Genomic DNA, 21587 nt, shown 5'->3' with positions numbered 1-21587 from the left:
CTCATTCCGCAGACCGACAGCCCGCATGCCGCACGCTCCGGCATGACGGGCCTTGCGCGCGCCCGCGTCTTCGCCATTAGGAAAGGTTCGACATGGAATTTCTGGCAGATCCGAACATCTGGATCGGGCTCGTCACCCTGGTGCTGCTGGAGGTGGTGCTCGGCATCGACAACCTCGTGTTCATCGCCATCCTGGCCGACAAGCTGCCGCCCGACCAGCGCAACAAGGCGCGCCTGATCGGCCTGTCGCTGGCGCTGTTCATGCGTATTGCGCTGCTGTTCTCGATCTCCTGGATCGTCACGCTGACCAACCCGCTGTTCTCGCTGGGCGGCTTTTCCTTCTCCGGGCGCGACCTGATCCTGATCATCGGCGGCCTGTTCCTGCTGTTCAAGGGCACGATGGAGCTGCACGAGCGGCTCGAGGGTGCGCAGGGGCACAAGAGCGGCAAGGTCGTCCACGCGGTGTTCTGGCAGGTGATCGTGCAGATCGTCGTGCTGGATGCGGTGTTCTCTCTCGACAGCGTGATCACCGCCGTCGGCATGGTCAACAATCTGTGGGTGATGATCGCGGCGGTCTGCATCGCCATGGCGGTGATGATGATCGCCTCCAAGCCGCTGATGGCCTTCGTCTCCAAGCATCCGACGGTGGTGATCCTGTGCCTCGGGTTCCTGCTGATGATCGGCTTCAGCCTGGTGGTGGAAGGCTTCGGCCAGCACATTCCGAAGGGCTATCTCTATGCCGCCATCGGCTTCTCGGTGCTGATCGAGGCGTTCAACCAGGTCGGCCGCCACAACCGCGAGCAGCTGGTCGTCTCCGGAAACCTGCGCGAGCGTACCTCCGAGGCGGTGCTGCGCATGCTGGGCGGCAGGGTCGGCGAGCAGCCGCTGGGCGAGACGGTCGACGTGATCGCCGAGCAGGCGGCCTTGGGCGAATTGTTCAAGCCCGAGGAGCAGGACATGATCCGCGGCGTGCTGGGGCTCGGCCAGCGGCCGGTGAGTTCGATCATGACGCCGTCCAACGAGCTGGAATGGCTGGACCTCGACAAGCCGGACGAGGAGCTGCGCGCCGCGATCCGCCGGCTCACCCACGGGCGGGTGGTGCTGGCGCGCGGCAGCGTCGACGAGTTCGTCGGCGTGGCGCTGACCAAGGACCTGCTCAATGCGGTGATCGGCGGCGAGGCGATCGACTGGGCGCAGCTGATGCGCCAGCCGGGCGTCGTGCACGAGATGACCGACGTGCTGACGGTGATGGAGCTGCTGCGCCGCTCGCCGGTGCAGATGGCGATGGTGATCGACGAATACGGCTCGCTGGAAGGCATCGCCACGCCCACCGACGTGCTGGAGGCGATCGCCGGCGAGTTCCCGGACATGGACGAGGAGGCGGCCGCGCTGCAGCAGCAGGAAGACGGCTCCTGGACGGTGGACGCCTTCATCGACATCCGCCAGCTCAGCACCGCCATCGGCCGGGACCTCGTCGACGAGGCCAACCGCTACTCGACGCTGGCCGGCTACATCCTGTCCCAGCTGGGGCACCTGCCGAAGGTGGGCGATGTGCTCGAGACCGGGGGCCTGTGCTTCGAGATCCTGTCGCTGGAAAAGCGCGCCATCGGCAGGGTGCGCATCTCTCCGGTCGAGACCGAGGCGCCCCCGCATGGGTAAGGGCGGGATGTTCGAGACGGAGCTGCAGGGGCTCGACATCCAGCCTGCGACCGAGGACGACCTTGCCGCCTGCGCCGCCTTGATGAGCGCCAATGCGGCCGGCGCGCGTGTCGGGCAGGAGGCGGCCGATCTGGCGCCCTATCTCGCCGCGTTCCGCCGCATGGTGGCGGGCGGGGCGACCGTGCTGCATGTGGCGCGCCTGCCGGGCATGGAGGCGGGGCGCATCGCCGGCATGTTCGAGTTCACGGTCATCGACGGGCTGTCCTTCGGTGGGCGCCCGCGCGCCCAGGTGGAGAGCGTGCATGTGGACCCGGAGCTGCGCGGGCGCGGCATCGGCCGGGCGATGATGCGCTTTGCCGAGGCGCGGGCGCGCGAGTGCGGCTGCGTGCTGCTGCAGCTCACCTCCAACCGCGAGCGGAAGGGCGCGCACGATTTCTACCAGGCGCTCGGCTATCAGCCCTCGCATGTCGGCTACAAGCTGATGCTGTGAGCGGTGCGCGGCGTACGTGTGGCGTGACCGAGCGTTCACGCGGTGCCGCTTGCGGTTCGCTGCACACTGCAGGTGGTTGTACCGGCGCTCGGGGGGCTTAACTTCTCATCCGACGGCCGATGGCGGCATGCGGACACGGCGTCCGCGAGGCCCCGGCCCATTCACAAAGCATGGAGCATGACAGGCATGTCCGCGACCCAGACCAAGCCCATCGAACTGCATTACTGGCCGACCCCGAACGGCTGGAAAGTCTCGATCCTGCTGGAGGAACTCGGCGTTCCCTACAATCTCAACCTCGTCAATATCGGCGCGGGCGACCAGTTCAAGCCGGAGTTCCTGAAGATCTCGCCGAACAACCGCATGCCGGCCATCGTCGATCCGGAAGGCCCGGGCGGCGAGCCGATCTCGGTCTTCGAATCCGGTGCGATCCTGCAGTATCTCGGGCGCAAGTTCGGCCGGTTCTACCCGACCGACGAGCGCAGCCGCGTCAAGGTCGACGAGTGGCTGATGTGGCAGATGGGCGGCTTCGGCCCGATGCTCGGCCAGAACCATCATTTCCGCGTCTATGCGCCGGAAAAGATCCCTTACGCCATGGACCGCTATCTCAACGAGACGCACCGGCTCTACGGCGTTCTCGACAAGCAGCTCGCCGGGCGCGATTTCGTTGCCGACGAGTATTCCATCGCCGACATGGCCATCGTCGGCTGGGCGACCGGCTGGGAGCGGCAGGGCATGGAGCTCGGCAAGGACTTTCCGAACGTCCAGCGTTGGCTGGAGGCGCTGAAGGCGCGCCCGGCGGTCGAACGCGGCCTTGCCGTTGGCCGCGAGATGCGCGAGCAGCTCAACCTTGCCAGCGACAAGGGCGCCCAGTCGGTGCTGTTCGGCCAGCGCGCGCGCTGATTTTTCGCCTGTTATCGAGGCGCCGGGGGGATCAGTTCGCCCGGCGCCACACTTCCGTTTCGCAGAATTGCACCACCATCCGCACGCAGCCGCGCAGCGTCAGCTGGTCGTCGCCCTGCAGCGTCGCCGTCGCATTGGCCGTCACGCCGCGGCGCGGATCGTAGACGCGGGCGCTCCAGGTCCCGTCCCTGTCGCCCGGCGCGATATCCCAGATCACCGGCACATTGAGCAGCTTGCGGTCCCGCTTGGCGGCGTCGCGGTTCTTCACGTCCGTCGCGCTCTGCACGGTCGTGCCCGGCGGCGGGGGAAAGTCCACCAGCAGGCCGCAAGGCGCGGACCCGCAAGGGCCGACGCGCACGGTGCCGTCGGCCGGCGTCCGCCAGGTGCCGAAGATCTCCTCCTCGGCGAGCGCCGGCGGCACGATGGCGAGAAGGGCGAACCCGGCCAGCGCGGCAAGGGCGGGCAGGGAGGCGAGGCGAGGGGGCGTCATCGGTTTCCTTTCGCGAGAGGCGAGGACCTGTCGTCATCCAAAGCTGCCGGAAAACTGGGGCGCGAGGGTGACCGCCTTGGGCCGGCTTCGTGTCGGGCCTTGGGAAAGCTTGTGCCGGGGGCTTGCGGGGCTCTGGTGGGGGCTTCGGCCGAAGGGCATGAAGACCTCAGTTCTTCTCAAGGTGAATCAAGCGTTTCCGGCGCAAATCCATGTTGAGTCAAGTCGCGTTGATTCCGCTGCCGTTTCCGCTCGGAAATGCTGAATCCTTCGTGAAGTTTACCTGGTGTTTTCGACTCGTTTTCTTCCCGTTAAGCGAGAATTTTAAGCTCGCGTTGAAGGGGCAGGACCACACTCGGACATGAAGATTGCGGGGAAAAGATCAAGCATCCCGCGGCCTTCGACCCGGAGCGGACCGGCAGGACGCCGGCCGCAAGACGACCGACAAGGAGTGTGAGACATGGCTCGTTTGGATCTTGGTTCCCCCGATCTTGCCATCATGGGCGGCCAGCCCGCCGGCCCCGATATCCTGCTGCAGATGGGGCTGGACTGCGCCTGCGGCCGCCACGGCGCCGCCGACCTGGTTGCCGCGCACAAGTGGTTCAACATCGCCGCCGTCAAGGGCAGCCAGGACGCCGTGCGCTACCGCAAGGAAATCTCCTCGGAGATGTCCCGCTCGGAAATCGCCGACGCCCAGCGTGCGGCCCGCGAGTGGCTGTCCCTGCATTGATCCGCGGTGGAGCCGGTTCCTGCGCAAGGGGCATTTCCACCATGGACATCAACCTGGCTGCGGCGCGCTGAAGCGCTTCTGACATAGCGCCTGCAATGGTGCGCCTGCGCCGCAGCCCGTTTGCTCTCTCGCCCGACCGCCGGCCGGCCCTCTCGCCCGCCCGTCCGCTTGGGCACAGCACCTGATCGCCGCTGAAAGCGCGCGTGCTGATCCCGCCCAAGCCCCGCCCGCCCGGCGGTGCCGGGACGTTCTTTCCCCGTTTCCACGCCCGTCATCCGGGCTTGTCGTGCGCGGCCTTGCCCGTCTCGTCTTCCGGCGCTTCGTCTTGCGCCGTGCCGGCCGCATCGCTCTTCACGGGGCGATAGGGTGCCTGCACCTCTTCCGCCAATCCTCCGGCCGCCAACTTTCCCGCCGCCAATCTTCCAGCCGCCTGTTCCAGCGCCGCGATCTCGCGGATCGCCGCCAGCCGGCTGCCGAGCACGGCCAGTTCCGGATGGGCCGACAGCTGCGCGATGGCGGCATCCAGGTGCTCGATGATCGCCCGCCGGGCCGCGTCCTGCCGGCTTTTCCTGTCCATGCCGTTCCCTTTCTCCTCGTCCCGGCACGGACTGCCCTTCCGAACCGATCTGCGTCTCCGTGTGCCCTGTGGTTCTTGAGTCTTGCAGGCTTTGCCCGCCCCACCATCATGGGATTCCCGGATTGACGGGCCTGCGTGGTCAGTCGATCAGGCCGAGGCGGAAGGCCTTGGCGACCAGGTGCACCTTGTTCGCGGCGTTCAGCTTGCGCCGTGCGGCGATGAGGTGGCTTTCCACGGTCTTCGGCGCGATGCCGAGAATGGCGGCGCTCTCCCATTCGGTTTTCCCCTCCGCCGCCCAGGCCACGCAATCCCGCTCGCGTGTCGTCAAGGGGGAGGAGGGGCGCCAGGCGTCCCCCTGCAGCAGGGTGGCGGCCCGGTCCGCCGCGCTGGCCGCCAAGAGGGCGAGCGTCGTCCGGCCGGCCGGGTCCAGCTCGATACGCGCGCCGCTCAGCGAAATGCTGCCGCGTTGGCCCGCAGGGCCGGAAAACGGCAGGGCGAAGCCGGCGGACAGCCCGTGCTCGCGCGCTTCCTCCATCATCAGCCGGGCAAGGGGGGCTCTGTCTGCCGGTGCGCGCGCCTCGCGCCAGTCGAACAATGCGTCTGCGGCTGTCACCTGCGCGATCACCGGGTCGATGTCGACATAGCGGCGGGCAACGTAGCGCTCCAGCCAACCGGTCGGCCAGTTGCCGAAGAAGATGGATTTCCTCGCCTCGGCCGGCGGAGTGGCAGGGGTCGGTACGAGGCCGCACATCACCTGGTCGATGCCATAGGCGTCGGTTGCAAGGATGAGGCGGCTGCGCACCTCCTGCGCCGTTGCGGCGCGGCGGATGCGGTCGAGATGGGTCAGCAGGTCCGCCGCGTGCAAGGGCGCCTCAGTCGATCAGGCCGAGGCGGAAGGCCTTGGCGACCAGGTGCACCTTGTTCGCGGCGTTCAGCTTGCGCCGTGCGGCGATGAGGTGGCTTTCCACGGTCTTCGGCGCGATGCCGAGAATGGCGGCGCTCTCCCATTCGGTTTTCCCCTCCGCCGCCCAGGCCACGCAATCCCGCTCGCGGTTGGTGAGGGCGGGCAGGGGTCGCCGCGGGCGCCTGCGGGCAGGTGGTGCCGGCACGATCTGGTTCTGGGGGGCTGGCTCTGGCGCTGGGGCCGGCGCCGGGGAGCGGTGCCATGCCCGGTAGAGCTCGCGCGAGAGCGGAGCCTTGCGCGCCTCGGCAACCGCCTCGAAGGGGACAGCCTCCAGTGTGCTCGTCATGAAACCCGTTCGGTTCAATCAATGGTCCGGGAATGGTCGGGCCGGGGCCGCTTGCAATATGCCGCGCCGCCGAAAGTCCGGCGCGCACCGGCTCAAGGGCGAGGCTGCCCGCTCGCTGGCCCGTACAGTTCAGTGCGCCTGCACCGGCGACGGAAATATGTTTTTCATCTCGACAAGGTCGCAAGACGCGAAGGAGGCGCCCGGCGGTGTGCGGGCGCTTCCGCGACCGGTTCCGACCCGAAATCCATATGAGATTTTTATTCTTTCGGGCCTTCGCCTCTCTCGAACCTTTATGCAGTCCTGCGCCATATTCCTGTCACCTTCGCTGCCGGTTCCTGCCGAGGAAAAGCGCGGAGAAAAACTATAGGCGTCAGGAAGTCTTGCCGGTCGGCAGCTTCCGACAAGACGGGGTGCGCAATGATACTTGAATATATACTGGGAGGCGGGGTGGCTCTGGTCGTCACAGCCTATCTTGTCTACGCGCTTTTGCGGCCGGAGCGCTTCTGAACTGCCGAATATCCAACCCGCTGTGACAGGCGGCGCGGATCATCGCCAAGTCGCCCGGCCCGATCCGCATATCTCCCGGGCCACGGCCCGACCTCCTGAAGACAGAAAGCCCCCTTGCGCCGGGCATCGCCTTCGCGACAGCGCCGGCGATGCCGGCGTGCGCGCTGCTTGCCTTGCTCCTCTCCCGCCTCTTCGGGCCGGGCCGATGCGGGCCGGGCCAATGCGGGCTGGGACTGTCACCAGAAACATCAAGCTGGAGCCACTCATGAGCCAGTCGAAACCGGCGAGCATCTTCGACGCTCGCATCCTTGTCCCCGCACTTTGGGGCGCATTCAAGAAACTCGATCCACGTACGCTCGCCAGAAATCCGGTGATGTTCGTCGTCGCCGTCGTCTCGGTGCTGACGACCGTCCTGTTCCTGAAGGATGTCGTCACCGGCGCAGGCGATCTCGGTTTCTCGTTCCAGATCATCCTCTGGTTGTGGTTCACGATCCTGTTCGCGAACTTCGCCGAGGCGGTTGCCGAAGGGCGCGGCAAGGCGCAGGCGGACTCCTTGCGCCGCTCGCGCACCGAGACCCAGGCCAAGCTCCTGGCCGATCCGCAAGGCACCGAGACGAAGCCCGTGCCCGGCACGAGCCTGAAGGTCGGCGATGTGGTGCTGGTGGAAGCCGGCGACATCATCCCCTCGGACGGCGAGGTCGTCGAAGGCATCGCCTCGGTGAACGAGGCGGCGATCACCGGCGAATCCGCTCCGGTGATCCGGGAATCGGGCGGAGACCGCTCGGCGGTGACCGGCGGAACGCAGGTGCTTTCGGACTGGATCAAGGTCAGGATCACGGCCGCCGCCGGATCGACCTTCATCGACCGCATGATCTCGCTGGTCGAAGGGGCCGAGCGCCAGAAGACGCCGAACGAGATCGCGCTGAACGTCCTGCTCGCCGGACTGACCCTGATTTTCGTCCTTGCGACCGCAACCATCCCCGCCTTCGCCGCCTATGCCGGCGGTTCTATTCCGGTGATCGTGCTGGTGGCGCTGTTCGTCACCTTGATCCCGACCACGATCGGCGCGCTGGTTTCGGCCATCGGCATCGCCGGCATGGACCGGTTGGTGCGGTTCAATGTTCTGGCCATGTCCGGGCGCGCCGTCGAGGCCGCCGGCGACATCGACACGCTGCTGCTCGACAAGACCGGCACGATCACGCTGGGCAACCGGCAGGCGACCGAGTTCCGGCCCGTCGAGGGCGTCAGCGAGCAGGATCTGGCCGATGCGGCGCAGCTCGCCTCGCTCGCCGACGAGACGCCGGAAGGCCGTTCCATCGTGGTCCTCGCCAAGGAGAAATACGGCATCCGCGGCCGCGACATGCAGAGCCTGCACGCGATCTTCGTGCCGTTTACGGCGCAAAGCCGCATGAGCGGCGTCGACTTCGACGGATCGTCGATCCGCAAGGGCGCCGTCGACGCGGTGCTCAAGCACATCGAGCTGTCCTCGGCCGCCACGGGCACGCCCCGCACCGGCGAACAGGCCAAACGGGAACTGGAGGCAATCGCCAACGACATCGCCAGGATCGGCGGCACGCCGCTTGCGGTCGTCAAGGACGGGCGGCTTCTGGGCGTCATCCACCTCAAGGATATCGTCAAGGGCGGCATCCGCGAGCGGTTTGCGGAGCTGCGCCGCATGGGCATCCGCACGGTGATGATCACCGGCGACAACCCGATGACGGCCGCCGCCATCGCCGCCGAGGCGGGCGTCGACGACTTCCTCGCCGAGGCCACGCCGGAAAACAAGCTCACCCTGATCCGCGAAGAACAGGCGAAGGGCAAGCTGGTCGCCATGTGCGGCGACGGCACGAACGACGCTCCCGCACTGGCCCAGGCCGATGTCGGTGTCGCGATGAACACCGGCACGGTCGCCGCGCGCGAGGCCGGCAACATGGTGGATCTCGACTCCGATCCGACCAAGCTCATCGAGATCGTCGAGATCGGCAAGCAGCTGCTGATGACCCGCGGTGCGCTGACCACGTTCTCCATCGCCAACGACGTTGCGAAGTATTTCGCCATCGTCCCGGCAATGTTCGTCGCGCTCTATCCGCAACTGGGCGCGCTCAACATCATGGGCCTGGCGACGCCGCAAAGCGCGATCCTGTCGGCGATCATCTTCAACGCGCTGATCATCATCGCGCTTATCCCGCTGTCGCTCAGGGGCGTCGCCTACAAGGCCATCGGTGCGGACGGGCTCTTGAAGCGCAATCTGTTCATCTACGGGCTCGGCGGCCTGATCGTGCCCTTCATCGGCATCAAGGCGATCGACCTCGTCATCACCGCCATCGGTCTCGCCTGATCAAAGGACCCTTTCCATGACCGTTTTCTGTCTGTTTCTCGGCCTTGCCGTCTTCGGGCTTCTGCTCGTCATGGCCAATGCCGTCGACCGGGCCTGACCTTCCAGCGATCTCGGAGACAATTCGATGCTGATACAAACCCTGCTCTTCGTCGTCCTCGTCGTCGGAGGTACGGCGCTCATCTCCTGGCCGCTCGGCCGTTACATGAAATGGGCGATGGACCCCGCCGATCCATCGTCCGGCCTTGCCGGCTGGAAAACCCGCGCCATGCGGGCCGTGGGCGGCCCCCTGGCTGCGCAGGACCAGACCTGGAAGCGCTACATGGTCGCCATGCTGGCCTTCAATGCGGTCATGTTCGCGGTCACCTACGGCGTGCTGGCGCTGCAGCAGCACCTGCCGCTCAACCCCGACGGCAAGGAAGCCCTGGAAGGCAGCCTGATCTTCAATACGGCCGCCTCGTTCACCTCGAACACGAACCTCCAGCACTATTCGGGCGAGGTGTCGCTGAGCTACCTGTCGCAGCTTGCCGGCCTGATGTGGCTCCAGTTCGTATCGGCGGCCACCGGCATCGCGGCACTTACCGCGCTGGCCCGCGGCCTGGCGGGGCGTCCCTTGGGCAACTTCTTCGTCGACGTGCAGCGGGCCTCGTTCCTCGTGCTGCTGCCGGTCGCCTTCGTCGTCGCGATCCTTCTGGTTCTGGGCGGCGCGCCGATGACGTTCGACGGTGCGGCTGTCGCAACCACGCTGGAAGGCGTGCAGCAAACCATCGCGCGCGGCCCGGTGGCGGCATTCGTCACGATCAAGCAGCTCGGCACCAACGGCGGCGGCTTCTTCGGGCCCAACTCGACACATCCGCTGGAGAACCCGAGCTTCTGGACCAACATCCTCGAGATGTTCGCCATCATCATCATTCCGATGGCCTGCGTCTGGATGTTCGGCCGGATCGTCGGCCGCATGCGCCACGCCGGCGTCGTCTTCGCGGTGATGCTGGCCTTCATCGCGGTCAAGATCTCGGGCGCCGTCTATTTCGAGACCGCTCCCACCCAGGCCTTCGCCGACCTGCCCATCGAGCAGACTGTCGGCAATCTGGAAGGCAAGGAGATGCGCTTCGGCCCGACCGGCGGCCCGCTCTGGTCGGTGCTGACCTCGTCCACCTCGAACGGCTCCGTCGGCGCCATGCATGACAGCCTCAACCCGATGAGCGGCCTGATGCCGATGATCGGCATGTGGCTCAACGCAACCTTCGGCGGTGTCGGCGTCGGCATGATCAACATGTTCCTCTACATCGTCGTCGGCGTCTTCATCGCCGGCATGATGATCGGCCGCACGCCTGAATATCTGGGATGGCGCATCGAGGCGCGGGAGGTGAAGTTCGCGCTGTTCGCGCTGCTCGCCCACGGCTTGTTCATCCTCGGCGGCACGGCGATCTTCGCAGCGACGCCCTGGGGAGCCGACACGCTCAACAATGTCGGGCCGCATGGCTTCAGCGAGATCCTCTACGAGTTCACCTCGTCCGCCGCGAACAACGGGTCCGGCTTCGAGGGCCTCGGCGACAACACCGTGCCGTGGAATCTGGCGACCGGTCTGGTGATGCTGTTTGCCCGCTTCATCCCGATCATCCTGCCGCTTGCCATCGTCGGCTCCCTGTCGGCCAAGCGCCGCAGCGCCGAATCGAGCGGCACGCTCAGCGTCGAGGGCGGCGTTTTCGCCACCATGCTCGCGGCCACCATCGTCGTCGTCGGCGCGCTCACCTTCTTCCCGGCGGCGACGCTCGGGCCGATCGCCGAGCACCTCATGTTCATGAACTGATCCGGAGACCGGACCCATGCACTCACTTCTTGCAAGCATCCGCATCGCGGCGGCGACCATGCTGATCTGCGTCGCCGGCTATGCAACCGCCGTCTGGGCCGTGGCCCAGGCAATCGCCCCCGACACGGCCAACGGCTCGCTGATCATCGGCCCGGACGGCACCATCGTGGGAAGCCGTCAGGTGGCGCAAGCCTTCACGCGGCCGGAATACTTCTGGCCCCGGCCGTCCGCCGTCGATTATGACGGTGCCGGCGCCGGCGGCAGCAACTGGTCGCCGACGAGCGGCGATCTTGCCGAGCGCGGCCGCGAAATGGCGGAGCGCCATGGCGCCACGCCGGACAATCCGCTGCCCGCCGATCTTGCTGCAGCGTCCGGCGCGGGGCTCGATCCTCATATCTCCGAGGCGGGCGCCTTGTATCAGGTGGCTCGGGTGGCCGAGGCGCGAGGCCTGGACCAGGCTCGGATCGAAGGTCTGATCCGCCGTGCCGCCTTCTCGCCCGGTGGTTTCCTGACACGGGACCGGATCGTCAACGTTCTGGAACTCAACCTCGCGCTCGACAGGTTGTAAAGGTGAGGGCGGCAGTCCAGCGACTGCCGCCCGCCCCGATGGGAGTTGAAGATGAGCCCGCAAGATCAGGCCGACGATATCAAGCGTCCGTCTCCCGATGCCCTGCTGGAAAAGGCCGAGCAGGAAACGCGCGGCCGTCTCAAGATATTCCTTGGGGCTGCGCCGGGCGTCGGCAAGACCTACGAGATGCTGGTTTCGGGCCGCGCCCGCAGGTCCGACGGCGATGACGTCGTCGTCGGGGTCGTCGAAACGCACGGGCGCAAGGAGACGGAAGCGCTGGTCCGCGGCCTGGAGATCATCCCGAGGGCGAAGATCGAGTACAAGGGCCAGGTTCTGCAGGAGATGGACCTCGACGCGGTGCTGGAACGCAAGCCGCAGCTCGTCCTGGTCGATGAGCTGGCGCATACCAATGCCCCCGGAAGCCGGCACCCCAAGCGCTATCTCGATGTTCTGGAGCTTCTCGACCGGGGCATCGACGTCTACACGACGCTCAACATCCAGCACGTCGAGAGCCTGAACGACGTGGTGGCGCAGATCACCCGGATCCGGGTGCGCGAAACCGTGCCGGATTCGGTGATCGACAAGGCCGACGATGTCGAGATCATCGACATCACCCCCAACGACCTCATCAAGCGCCTGCACGACGGCAAGGTCTATCTTCCCAAGACCGCCAAGCGGGCGATCGAGAACTATTTCTCCCCCGGCAACCTGACGGCGCTTCGCGAGCTGGCGCTGCGCCGCACCGCGCAACGGGTCGACGAGCAGCTCCTGCGCCATATGCAGGCGCATGCCATCGAGGGGCCGTGGGGCGCGGGCGACCGCGTGCTGGTCTGCATCGATGACGACCTGCGAGGGCCGTCCCTGGTGCGCTATGCCAAACGGCAGGCCGACCGCCTGCGCAGCCCCTGGGCGGCCGTCTATATCGAGGAGCCGCGGTCGACCAACCTTTCGGAAGAAGCCAGGGATCGGATTGCCGCGGCCTTGCGACTGGCCGAGCAGCTGGGCGGCGACGCCATCACGCTGCCGGGCCATCACGTCGCCCGGGAGCTGCTGCGCTATGCCGGCGACAACAACTACAGCCACATCGTCGTGGGCAGGTCGCGCAAGTCGCGGTGGCGGGAGTTTCTGGAAGGCTCGGTCTCCCATGATCTCATCCGGCATTCCGGCGACATCAGCGTTCACGTCATTTCCGGCAAGGAGCGCACGGGGGCGGCGCAAAGGAGCGTGGTGCGCGCGCAGCCTCGCCGCTTTCGGCTGCGACCCTATCTGTGGAGCGCCGGGTATGTCGGCGTGGCCCTCGCGTTCGGCATGTTGCTCTCGCGTACGCTCGATGTGCGCAACATCGCGCTCGCTTTCCTCATGGCGGTGCTCGCCTCGGCCGCGACGGCGGGCTTCTGGCCGGCGCTGTTTGCGTCGCTGACGGGCGCGCTCGCGTTCAACTTCTTCTTCCTCGATCCGCTTTACACCTTCACCATTCGCGATCCCGAAAGCACGATCGCGTTCTTCTTCTTCATCGGCGCGGCTCTGATCACCAGCAACCTTGCTGCCCGCGTGCATCGGCAGGCCGCCGTCGCCCGCGAACGGGCCCGCGCCACCGAGGAGCTCTACCGCTTCGCCAGGAAGCTTGCGGGGGCGGGCACGCTGGACGATGTGCTCTGGGCTTCGGCGCATCAGATTGCCTCGATGCTCAAGATGCGCGTCGTCATCCTGCTTCCCGAAAACGGCACGGTGGCGGTGCGGGCGGGCTATCCCCCGGACGACACGCTTGTCGATGCCGATATCGCGGCTGCGCGCTGGGCCTGGGAGCACAATCGTCCGGCCGGGCGCGGGGCCGATACGCTGCCCGGTGCCAAGCGCCTCTATCTGCCCCTGATCACCGGCAAGACGCCGGTTGGCGTCATCGGGCTCGACAGCGACCGGGAGGGGCCGCTGCTGACGCCGGAGCAGGAGAGGCTCCTCGATGCGCTGGGAGACCAGGCGGCCGTTGCCATCGAACGGATCCAGCTCGTGGCCGATGTCGACAAGGCCAAGCTCGCGGCGGAGGCCGACAAGTTGCGCTCGGCGCTGCTTGCCTCGATCTCGCACGACCTGAAGACGCCGCTCGCCGCGATCCTGGGGGCCGCCGGCACGCTGCGGGACTATTCGAATGCGATGCCCGCCCCCGATCGCACCGAAATGCTCTCCACCATCGTCGACGAGGCGGAGCGGCTGAACCGCTTCATCGCCAATCTCCTCGACATGTCGCGGCTCGAAACGGGGGCGATGGAGCCCAACGCCTCGCTGCAATATCTCGGCGATATCGTCGGCTCGGCGCTGCGCCGGGCGCACAAGATCATGTCGCGCCACAGGACGCTCACCGATATTCCCGCCGATCTGCCGATGCTGAGGCTGGACCCCGTCCTGTTCGAACAGGTTTTGTTCAACCTCTTCGACAATGCAGCCAAATACGCGCCTGGCGAAACCACGATCCGCGTTCGGGCGTGGGAGGACGGGCGGTGGCTGGCGATCCAGGTCCTCGACGAGGGCCCCGGCATTCCGGCGGACGATCTCGAGCGCGTCTTCGACAGCTTCCATCGCGCCCGCAAGCGCGATCTCGTCCTCGCCGGGACCGGGCTGGGCCTGTCGATCTGCAAGGGTTTCGTCGAAGCGATGGGCGGAACGATCACGGCCGGCAACAGGACGGACCGCAGCGGCGCCATCTTCACCATCCGCATGCCGATTCCGACCGACATGCCAAAACTGGAAGACATGTGATGACCAACTCGGCCGTGAAAATTCTCGTCGTCGACGACGAGCCGCCGATCCGGAAACTGCTGCGTATCGGCCTGACGGTCGAGGGTTACGCGATCCTGGAGGCGACCAACGCCATGGAAGCCATGGAGAAGGTCGAGACCGAGCATCCCGACCTCATTCTCCTCGACCTGGGCCTGCCCGATATCCAGGGACACGACCTGCTGGCCAGGTGGCGCAACGACCTGCTCGAGCTGCCGATCATCATCCTGTCCAGCCGGACGGATGAGGCGGGCATCGTCAAGGCGCTCGAACTGGGCGCCGACGACTATGTGACCAAGCCGTTCGGCACCAGGGAACTGGTTGCCCGCATTCGCGTGGCCCTGCGCCACAGGCTCCAGCAACAGGGAGAACGGCCGATCTTCCAGACCGGCGACCTGTCCGTCGATCTCGTGAAGCGGATCGTGAAGGTCGCCGACAAGGAGGTGAAACTGTCCCCGAAGGAGTACGACATCCTGCGGATTCTCGTGCAGCACGCCGGCAAGGTCATCACGCACCGGCACCTGCTCGAACAGGTCTGGGGCGGTTCGACCGATGTCCAGTATCTGCGCGTCTATGTGCGCCAGCTTCGCCAGAAGATCGAGCGGAGCCCGGACGAGCCGCAATACATCACGACCGAGACGGGCGTCGGCTACCGGCTGCGCGAAGCCGAATGAGAGCGGCCGAAGAGACAATGCGGCCGAAGGCGGCGGCCACGCGAATGGGGGCGGGTGAAGTCATGGAAATTTCCGAGGTCATGAAGCCGGACGATGTTGTCATCGATGTATCGCTTCCCTCGAAACCCAGGCTCCTCGAATTCGTGGCGCAAACGGCTGCAGACGCGTTGGGCCTCCGGGAGGGGGATATCCTGGAAGCGCTGCAGAGCCGGGAGCACCTGGGATCGACCGGCATCGGCGCGGGCATTGCGATCCCCCATGCTCCGGTGGAGGGCCTGCACGCGCCGTTCGTGCTCCTCGTCCGCCTGGCAAAGCCGATTGATTTCGAGGCGGTCGACGAAGAGCTGGTCGATGTCGTCTGCCTGATCCTGACCCCGTCCGGCGAGCAGAACGGCTATCTGAAGCTTCTGTCGAAAATCGCCCGTCGGCTTCGGTCGCCAGAGGCCGTCGAGACCATCAGGCATGCCGCGGACCGGCAGGCGATCTACCAGGCCATGATCGATTGCGATCTCTGACGGCGCGGGGGCGCGCTATCCTGGCGTGCCTGCCGTCCCGGGGCTCACGCTCGGCACCGGATTGACGGCCTCGTCGATCGCCATCATGGGCATCCGTCGATGCGAGCAAGGGCGGGGGGCAGCCTGTCCCACGCCATCATCGACCGGATTTGCGAAGGGAAGCGGACATGCAGATCATCGAGACCGAGCGGCTGATCCTGAGGCGCTTCCGCGCGGGGGATGCAGAAGACCTCCTTGCCTATTTGCGCGCGCCGACCGCCACCTGCTTCCTGTCGCTGAAGCTCGCAGACCTGGCGGCGGCGCAGGCCGAGGTCGAAAAGCGCGCCCTCGACGACGGCTGCGTGGCGATCTGCCTGAAACAGACCGGCCAGGTCATCGGCGATCTGTTCGGCGGCGGGGCAGGAGAGGAGGAGGACGACGGTACGACCTCGGTCGGCTGGAACCTCAATCCGCAGTTCGGCGGTCGCGGATATGCGTTCGAAGCCGCAAGGGCCCTGTTCGACCACTTGTTCCGGGCAAAGGGATTTCGCCGGCTTTATGCCTATGTCGAGGACCACAACACGCCCTCGCAGCGCCTGTGCGAAAAGCTGGGCATGCGCCGGGAGGGCGTGTTCCTCGAGTTCATCTCGTTCACCAGGGACGAGAACGGCAATCCGATCTACGAAAACACCATGCAATACGCCGTCCTGCGCCGAGAATGGGTGTCTGGTGTTCCGGCAGTGTGAAAACCGCGGAAGGCGCAAGTCGTGATGTCGCGGATTTGTGCCCTCTGGGCCGTCCCGCGCTCAGGTGGGCGGGCTGAAACAGGCTTCGGCAAAGGCCGTAAAAGCCTGGATGATCGGCCGTTCAAGCGCCGCGCCGCGATGGGCGAGGGCGATCTGATGCTGCGGCGGGTGGCCGGCAAGGGGCACCCGGACGAGCGGGCTGCCATCGTAGCAGGGGCCGTCCGGCAGGTCGGTCGCCAACAGGCCGATACCGAACCCGTTGGCCACCATTGACCGCAGCATCTCGATCGAGCCGGTTTCGTGGGCGACCCGCACCGGGACGCTGGCATTTTGCAACAGCGACAGGAAATAGCCGCGGCTGTGCGGCAGGTTCACCAGGATGACCGGCTCCTGCGCCAGCTCTTCGCCGCGCAGGCTGCTCCGCCCGGCGAACCTGTGCCCCTGCGGCAGCAGGGCATAGGGCTCGGCCGCGGCCAGGGGCCTGATGACGAAATCGGACGGAATACCGAAATCGTAGAGCAGCGCCAGGTCGATCCGGCCCTCGCTGAGCCAGTCGAACAGCGTTTGCAGGTCGCCTTCGAGGATGCGGACTTCCGCGTCGGGGCGGGCTTCCAGAAAGCCGCGCACCAACTGCGGCGCGTAGCGCGGGCCCAGGGTGGAAAACACCCCGAGATGCAGGAATTCCGGCGTTCCCTCGCCGCCGCTCAGGACCCAGCGCGCCTGCTTCTCCAATTCGCGCAGCTGGGCGAGCTTGTGCTGCCCGAACGGGGTCAGCTCCATCCCGCGTCCGGGGATGCGGATGAAAAGCTTCTGCCCGAACACCTCCTCGCAGCGGGAAATGGCCAGCGAAACCGCGGGCTGCGAGGTGTTCAGCGCGCGGCTTGCCGCCGCGGTGCTGCCGGTGTCCGCGACCGCCAGCAGGATTTCGACCTGGCGAAAGTTCAACGGTATATTCAAACGGGAATATCCTTTATATCGCGCTCTTATTTCCGAGTATACCCAACCGGACGCTATCCTCCAGCAAACAAATGATGGGGGATGCATGTTCGAAACTGACAGAACGACGGGGCGCAGGCCGCTCGAGGGTGTCCGGGTGCTGGATTTCTCCCGTGTCCTGGCCGGGCCCTACTGCACGGCGCTGATGGCCGATCTGGGTGCGGAGGTGATCAAGGTCGAGCCTCCCGCGGGTGACGATTACCGCCATATCGGTCCGTTCAAGGACGGCGAGAGCCTGCTGTTCCAATCGGTGAACCGCGGCAAGAAATCGATCGTTCTGGATCTGAAATCCGAAGAAGGCGCGGCGGCGGCCCGGGCGTTGGCGGCGGAGTGCGACGTGCTGGTCGAGAACTTCCGCCCCGGTGTGATGGAGCGGTTCGGGCTGGGGGCGCAGGCGCTGTGCGAGGCCTGTCCCCGGCTGGTCTACGTTTCCGTGTCCGGGTTCGGCCAGACGGGCCCGAACCGGATGCAGCCGGCCTATGACATCATCATCCAGGCGATGAGCGGGCTGATGGATATGACCGGCGCCGAAGACGGTCCGCCCATGATGGTCGGCGAAGCCTTTGCCGATGTCGCCGGCGGCATGTTCGCGGCCTTCGGGGCGATGGTGGCGCTGTTCGACCGCAGCCGCAGCGGCAGGGGGCGGCATGTCGATCTGGCGCTCTACGACGCGTTGGTGTCGATGATGCCGGTGGCGGCCTGTCGGGCGCTGATGGCGGGCGAGACGCCAAGGCGGACGGGCAGCAAGCATGCGCTGTCGGCCCCCTTCGGCACCTATCCGGCGAGGGACGGCGGTTTCACCGTCGCGGTCCTGAACGACCGGTTGTTCGAGCGTTTCGCGGCCGCCATCGGCGCGCCGGACCTGGCCGATGATCCGCGGTTTGCCGGCGATGCCTTGCGGCGGCAGAACGAGCCGGCGCTGGCGCAGCACATCGAAAGCTGGGCCGCCGACCGCAGCGCGAAGGAGGCTGTGGCGGTTCTGTCCGAGGCGGGCATTCCGGCCGCAGCCCTGTGCTCGGTATCCGAGGCCTGGAACTCGCCGCAAGCGCGCGCGCGCGGGCTGGCATCGACAGTGGATCATCCCGTCCTCGGCACGGTCACCGTACCGGAGCAGCCGGTGCATTTCAGCGGTGCGCCGCGGGGCGAACGCCTGCCGGCGCCCGCCCTGGGCGCCCACACCCATGACATTCTGCAACAACTGCGGCCCGAGCAGGGAGAGCCCCGATGAGCGTTGATCTGAACAGCGAAGAACAGGCCGTCATCGGCCAGATCGAACGGTTCTCTGGCAAGGTTCTGGTGCCTGCCGCCGCCGAAATCGATGCAAAGTCCCGATTTGCGACCCTGCATCGTCCGGCGCTGGCCGAGATGGGCATCATGGGGATGAACCTGCCCGAAGCCTATGGCGGCATCGGCCTGTCCGGGCCGGCGCTCTACTGTGCGGTGGAGGCCATCGCGGCGGCCTGCGGCTCGACCGCCTCGATGCTGACCGCGCATTTCCTGGCCACGGATTCGCTGCTTCTGGGCGCAGATGAGGCGCTGAAGCAGCGCATTCTGCCTGCCGCGGCGGCGGGTGAGGCTCTGGGGGCCTTTGCCCTGACGGAGCCGATGGCCGGCTCCAACCCGGCGGACATGCGCAGCACCGCCACCCGCGACGGCGACGGCTACCGGCTGAAGGGCTCCAAGTGCTTCATCTCCAATGCGGGGGAGGCGGATTTCATTGTGGTCTACGCCAAGACGGACAGTGCTGCCGGCGCCCGCGGGGTCAGCGCCTTCGTGGTGGAACCGGCCAGGATCGAGGGGGTGGAGATCGGCAAGCACGAGGAAACCATGGGCCTGCGCGGCGGCCATGTGTTCCCGATCTCGTTCGACTGCCACGTGCCTGCGGAAAACCGGCTGGGCGACGAGGGCACCGGGTTCCGCACCGCGATGAAGGTGCTGGACAATGGTCGTATCGAAGTGGCCGCGCAGGCCACCGGCATTGCGCGCGCCGCGCTGGATGCGGCTGTGTCCTATGCCAGGGAACGCGAGGTCGGCGGACAGCCGATCGGCAGTTTCCAGGGGCTGCAATGGATGCTGGCCGACAGTGCCACGGAACTCGCCGCAGCGCGGGCCCTGGGATTGCAGGCCGCCCGCAAGCGCGGAACGGGAGAGCGCTATTCGCGGGACTCCGCCTTTGCCAAGCTCTACGCCAGCGAGGCGGCCTGGCGCATCGCCGACCGGGCGCTGCAGATCCACGGCGGATACGGCTACACCCGCGACTTTCCGCTGGAACGCTACCTGCGCGACTTGCGGATCTTCCGGATCTACGAGGGCTCCTCGGAGATCCAGCGAACCATCATTGCCCGCGACCTGCTGAGCTAGGTCGTGGACTCATAATTGTGCCGGAAACGGCGTTCGTTCGGGCAATGATATGCCAGGAGGAGCGCGATGGCCGGGGCAGGCCCCCCGGCCGAGCGATCCGACGCCGCAGATCGAAGCTCGAACGGCGCCCTTCGGGTATGCCGGAACCCGCCGGCAACAGCGTCGCAAGTCCTTGAAAACCTGACGGGTTTCCTGCGGCCTTGCTCCTTGTATCCGATCGGGTTCGGGCATACCGTTTCTCGTCAGAATTATGAGTTCACGACCTAGGGTCCTGGATGGGTCTCGCGCCTGTGCGCCTCTTTGAAAAAAAGAGCTTCAGTGCAGCGAGCGTTTTCCCGAAGGGGGTGCAAGGCGGCATTTCGGATGGACGGCGAATGTCCGGTCGGGTCCGAATGCCGCCATCTCCGGTCTTCAGGCGTGCAAGGCTGTCGCGCCAGCCGGGCGGCGGGCTCGGCTTCAGGCGTTATCCGGCAGAGTTAGTGTCGCCAATGCGCCGGCAGGGCCGTCGAGTGACGCGATAGCAGATGGCCAGGCATCCACATCAACTGCGAGAGCGGTGCGAAGCCAGGCGAGGCTGAGCCGCCGCGTCGCTTCCAGGGCATCGGGGGCTTCAATCTCGGTTTCCTTTGCATCCAACCCGGCAATGCCGCCCAGTCCGTGACCAACGCCATGCACGTTGACAAGAGCCTGGGCCCCCGGGCTGTCATGGAAGGCGTCGGCATGCCACTCGGGGCCGCGTGGCGTGAAGTGCGGGTTGTCATCCGCGCCGCAGACCACAAGACTGGGGGGTGTCATATGCGCAAAATCCACGTCGAAAAAGGGAAAGCGGGCCGCACTTTGTTCGGTGAGGTCGCGGCCACCGCGACCAGGCGCTGCCAGCAGAACGCCCGCAGATATGCGCGTATCGGCAAAGCTCTCCCCAGCAATCTGCGCGCCCAGAAGCAGACTGACCGTGTGGCCGCCGAAAGAATGCCCGGCGGCCGCGATGCGCCGATGATCGAGGCGACCCGCTATTGCCGGCGCCTGCTGCTCCACCTCGTTGAGGCGGTCGAGAATGGCCGTCATTTCGGACACCCGCTGGCGCCAGAAATAGGGAGCACCCGGGGCGTCGCTCGGCAGGCCCGCGACCGGCGAATTGCCATGGGTTGGCCGGATCACAGCGAAACCGCGTTCGGCCCAGAATTGCGCCAGGGGTTCGTAGCCGTCCTTGGACGGAACATATTTGGAAGGCCCGGCTCCGTGCGACAGCAGCACGATTGGCAGGGCACTGCCACTTGCGGGAGCCGTGAGGCGCAGTTCAAGCGGTGTGCGCCCAGCCATGGGCAGGATGATCGGCGTGTAGGCCACGGTCAATCCGGCCTGGGGCGTGGGAATCGAACGCGATAAATTGATGAGATTGTTCATGGTGTCGTCCTGGTTGACGGCGCTGCAAGCGGTCGGCCAGAGGCCAGCCCACTCAGCCGCTGATGCGGGAGCCTGAGTGGCTGAAGAGCGTTTTGGCGTCGGCACCAGCTGGCAGGCGCATCGGCGCATCCAGCTCCGTCACCGCCCGCCATACGGCCTGCGCCACGTCGGCAGCCTCTGTTTTCTCGGCCGAGCTGCGCATCGCGGCAAAATAGTCCTGCACGAAAGCCTCGTATGGCGCCGGAACGGTCATGCCCATACGCGCCACGGCATTCTTGCCGAAGGCGGTCGTCGGGGACGAGCCCGGCAAGACGAGCCGCGTCCGGATGCCGAATTGCGCCGTCTCGAGGGCAAGGCTTTCCGTGAACGCGTTGATGGCGGCCTTGCTGGCGCTATAGACCGACAGCGCCGGAAACGGGCGCAGCGTGACGCTGGAACTGATGTTGACGATGACGCCTGCACGGCGCGCGCGCATGCCCGGCAGGACAGCCTGGGTCATCGCCATCGTACCGAGGACATTGGTCTCGAAAAGTTCGCGGGCCTTGGCCATGTCCACGCCCTCCAGCGCGTTCAACATGCCGACCCCGGCATTGTTGACGAGCGCATCGACAGCACCGGCGTCCGCGACGGCTTGCGCGATGCTTGCTGCATCGGTGATGTCGAGCGGCAAGATGTGCAGGCGATCGTGCGCCGCCATGGCGTGGGCCGTCGGCTTGCGCATGGTCGCGATGACGTCCCATCCTTCCGTGAGGAACAGTTCCGCAGTCGCGAGACCGAAGCCCGACGAAGCGCCGGTGATGAGAATCCTGGGCATTGATGTATCTCCTG

21 protein-coding genes are annotated in these 21587 nt (G+C 66.4%); 14 read left to right on the top strand and 7 right to left on the bottom strand.

Translation table 11 applies throughout. The features are described 5' to 3' along the window. Nucleotides 1-92: 92 nt before the first annotated feature. The 3 genes from GH266_RS03370 to GH266_RS03360 all read left to right on the top strand — a co-directional run bounded on the left by GH266_RS03370 (nt 93) and on the right by GH266_RS03360 (nt 3048). On the top strand, nt 93-1658 hold the full coding sequence (locus GH266_RS03370; protein ID WP_158192634.1) for a TerC family protein: 1566 nt from the start codon (nt 93-95) through the stop codon (nt 1656-1658). After that, the gene (locus GH266_RS03365; RefSeq protein WP_158192633.1) at nt 1651-2148 is read left to right on the top strand and encodes a GNAT family N-acetyltransferase; all 498 of its coding nucleotides are present in this window, start codon (nt 1651-1653) and stop codon (nt 2146-2148) included. The genes GH266_RS03370 and GH266_RS03365 overlap by 8 nt, the downstream gene beginning before the upstream one ends. Nucleotides 2149-2334: 186 nt before the next feature. Further along, a complete protein-coding gene (locus tag GH266_RS03360; protein WP_158192632.1) occupies nt 2335-3048 on the top strand; it encodes a glutathione S-transferase N-terminal domain-containing protein in 714 nt (237 codons plus the stop codon). A 31-nt stretch (nt 3049-3079) separates the two neighbouring features. On the opposite strand, the gene GH266_RS03355 is transcribed toward GH266_RS03360, so the two are convergent. After that, nucleotides 3080-3538: a DUF2147 domain-containing protein gene (locus GH266_RS03355; RefSeq protein WP_158192631.1), complete on the bottom strand. Its 459-nt coding sequence runs from the start codon at nt 3536-3538 to the stop codon at nt 3080-3082. 457 nt (nt 3539-3995) lie between these two features. Here GH266_RS03355 and GH266_RS03350 point away from each other — a divergent pair, with 457 nt between their 5' ends. Next, a complete protein-coding gene (locus GH266_RS03350; RefSeq protein WP_158192630.1) occupies nt 3996-4265 on the top strand; it encodes a hypothetical protein in 270 nt (89 codons plus the stop codon). A 271-nt stretch (nt 4266-4536) separates the two neighbouring features. Here GH266_RS03350 and GH266_RS03345 read toward each other — a convergent pair whose 3' ends face one another. From GH266_RS03345 to GH266_RS03335, 3 genes are all read right to left on the bottom strand, one after another. Then, complete coding sequence (locus tag GH266_RS03345) at nt 4537-4842, bottom strand: hypothetical protein (protein WP_158192629.1); 306 nt, start codon at nt 4840-4842, stop codon at nt 4537-4539. 139 nt (nt 4843-4981) lie between these two features. After that, complete coding sequence (locus tag GH266_RS03340) at nt 4982-5707, bottom strand: helix-turn-helix transcriptional regulator (protein ID WP_158192628.1); 726 nt, start codon at nt 5705-5707, stop codon at nt 4982-4984. A 7-nt stretch (nt 5708-5714) separates the two neighbouring features. Further along, the gene (locus GH266_RS03335) at nt 5715-6092 is read right to left on the bottom strand and encodes a response regulator transcription factor (protein ID WP_158192627.1); all 378 of its coding nucleotides are present in this window, start codon (nt 6090-6092) and stop codon (nt 5715-5717) included. 417 nt (nt 6093-6509) lie between these two features. Between GH266_RS03335 and kdpF the strand changes: the two genes are divergently transcribed. The 8 genes from kdpF to GH266_RS03295 all read left to right on the top strand — a co-directional run bounded on the left by kdpF (nt 6510) and on the right by GH266_RS03295 (nt 15998). Beyond that, nucleotides 6510-6599 carry a K(+)-transporting ATPase subunit F gene (gene kdpF, locus GH266_RS03330; protein ID WP_158192626.1) on the top strand — a complete coding sequence of 30 codons (90 nt, stop codon included), beginning with the start codon at nt 6510-6512 and terminating at the stop codon, nt 6597-6599. A gap of 265 nt (nt 6600-6864) precedes the next feature. After that, a complete protein-coding gene (kdpB, locus tag GH266_RS03325; RefSeq protein ID WP_158192625.1) occupies nt 6865-8937 on the top strand; it encodes a potassium-transporting ATPase subunit KdpB in 2073 nt (690 codons plus the stop codon). 124 nt (nt 8938-9061) lie between these two features. After that, nucleotides 9062-10744 carry a potassium-transporting ATPase subunit KdpA gene (gene kdpA / locus GH266_RS03320; protein WP_158192624.1) on the top strand — a complete coding sequence of 561 codons (1683 nt, stop codon included), beginning with the start codon at nt 9062-9064 and terminating at the stop codon, nt 10742-10744. Between the two features lie 16 nt (nt 10745-10760). Continuing rightward, nucleotides 10761-11312: a potassium-transporting ATPase subunit C gene (locus GH266_RS03315; RefSeq protein WP_158192623.1), complete on the top strand. Its 552-nt coding sequence runs from the start codon at nt 10761-10763 to the stop codon at nt 11310-11312. 51 nt (nt 11313-11363) lie between these two features. Then, the gene (locus GH266_RS03310) at nt 11364-14066 is read left to right on the top strand and encodes a sensor histidine kinase (protein WP_158192622.1); all 2703 of its coding nucleotides are present in this window, start codon (nt 11364-11366) and stop codon (nt 14064-14066) included. Further along, nucleotides 14066-14758 carry a response regulator transcription factor gene (locus tag GH266_RS03305; RefSeq protein WP_158192621.1) on the top strand — a complete coding sequence of 231 codons (693 nt, stop codon included), beginning with the start codon at nt 14066-14068 and terminating at the stop codon, nt 14756-14758. The genes GH266_RS03310 and GH266_RS03305 overlap by 1 nt, the downstream gene beginning before the upstream one ends. Nucleotides 14759-14820: 62 nt before the next feature. Next, the gene (locus tag GH266_RS03300) at nt 14821-15273 is read left to right on the top strand and encodes a PTS sugar transporter subunit IIA (RefSeq protein WP_158192620.1); all 453 of its coding nucleotides are present in this window, start codon (nt 14821-14823) and stop codon (nt 15271-15273) included. A 167-nt stretch (nt 15274-15440) separates the two neighbouring features. Next, nucleotides 15441-15998, top strand: a complete 558-nt coding sequence (locus GH266_RS03295; protein WP_158192619.1) for a GNAT family N-acetyltransferase — start codon at nt 15441-15443, stop codon at nt 15996-15998. A 60-nt stretch (nt 15999-16058) separates the two neighbouring features. On the opposite strand, the gene GH266_RS03290 is transcribed toward GH266_RS03295, so the two are convergent. Beyond that, nucleotides 16059-16943, bottom strand: coding sequence for a LysR family transcriptional regulator (locus tag GH266_RS03290; RefSeq protein WP_209001533.1), 885 nt, complete (start codon nt 16941-16943; stop codon nt 16059-16061). Nucleotides 16944-17040: 97 nt separating this feature from the next. Between GH266_RS03290 and GH266_RS03285 the strand changes: the two genes are divergently transcribed. Together GH266_RS03285 and GH266_RS03280 are read left to right on the top strand one after the other, a co-directional pair. Further along, nucleotides 17041-18222: a CaiB/BaiF CoA transferase family protein gene (locus GH266_RS03285; protein ID WP_158192617.1), complete on the top strand. Its 1182-nt coding sequence runs from the start codon at nt 17041-17043 to the stop codon at nt 18220-18222. Then, nucleotides 18219-19355 (top strand): acyl-CoA dehydrogenase family protein, encoded by a 1137-nt coding sequence (locus GH266_RS03280; RefSeq protein ID WP_158192616.1) that lies wholly within the window; start codon nt 18219-18221, stop codon nt 19353-19355. Before GH266_RS03285 ends, GH266_RS03280 begins: the two co-directional genes overlap by 4 nt. 456 nt (nt 19356-19811) lie before the next feature. On the opposite strand, the gene GH266_RS03275 is transcribed toward GH266_RS03280, so the two are convergent. Both GH266_RS03275 and GH266_RS03270 read right to left on the bottom strand, forming a co-directional pair. After that, nucleotides 19812-20759 carry an alpha/beta hydrolase family protein gene (locus GH266_RS03275; RefSeq protein ID WP_158192615.1) on the bottom strand — a complete coding sequence of 316 codons (948 nt, stop codon included), beginning with the start codon at nt 20757-20759 and terminating at the stop codon, nt 19812-19814. Nucleotides 20760-20811: 52 nt separating this feature from the next. Next, a complete protein-coding gene (locus GH266_RS03270) occupies nt 20812-21573 on the bottom strand; it encodes an SDR family oxidoreductase (RefSeq protein WP_158192614.1) in 762 nt (253 codons plus the stop codon). Nucleotides 21574-21587 lie beyond the last annotated feature (14 nt).

This window comes from Stappia indica (genome assembly GCF_009789575.1).
Lineage (GTDB): Bacteria > Pseudomonadota > Alphaproteobacteria > Rhizobiales > Stappiaceae > Stappia > Stappia indica_A.
Note: the sequence above shows the minus strand (reverse complement) of the source record. Positions and strands in the feature narration are given on the sequence as shown.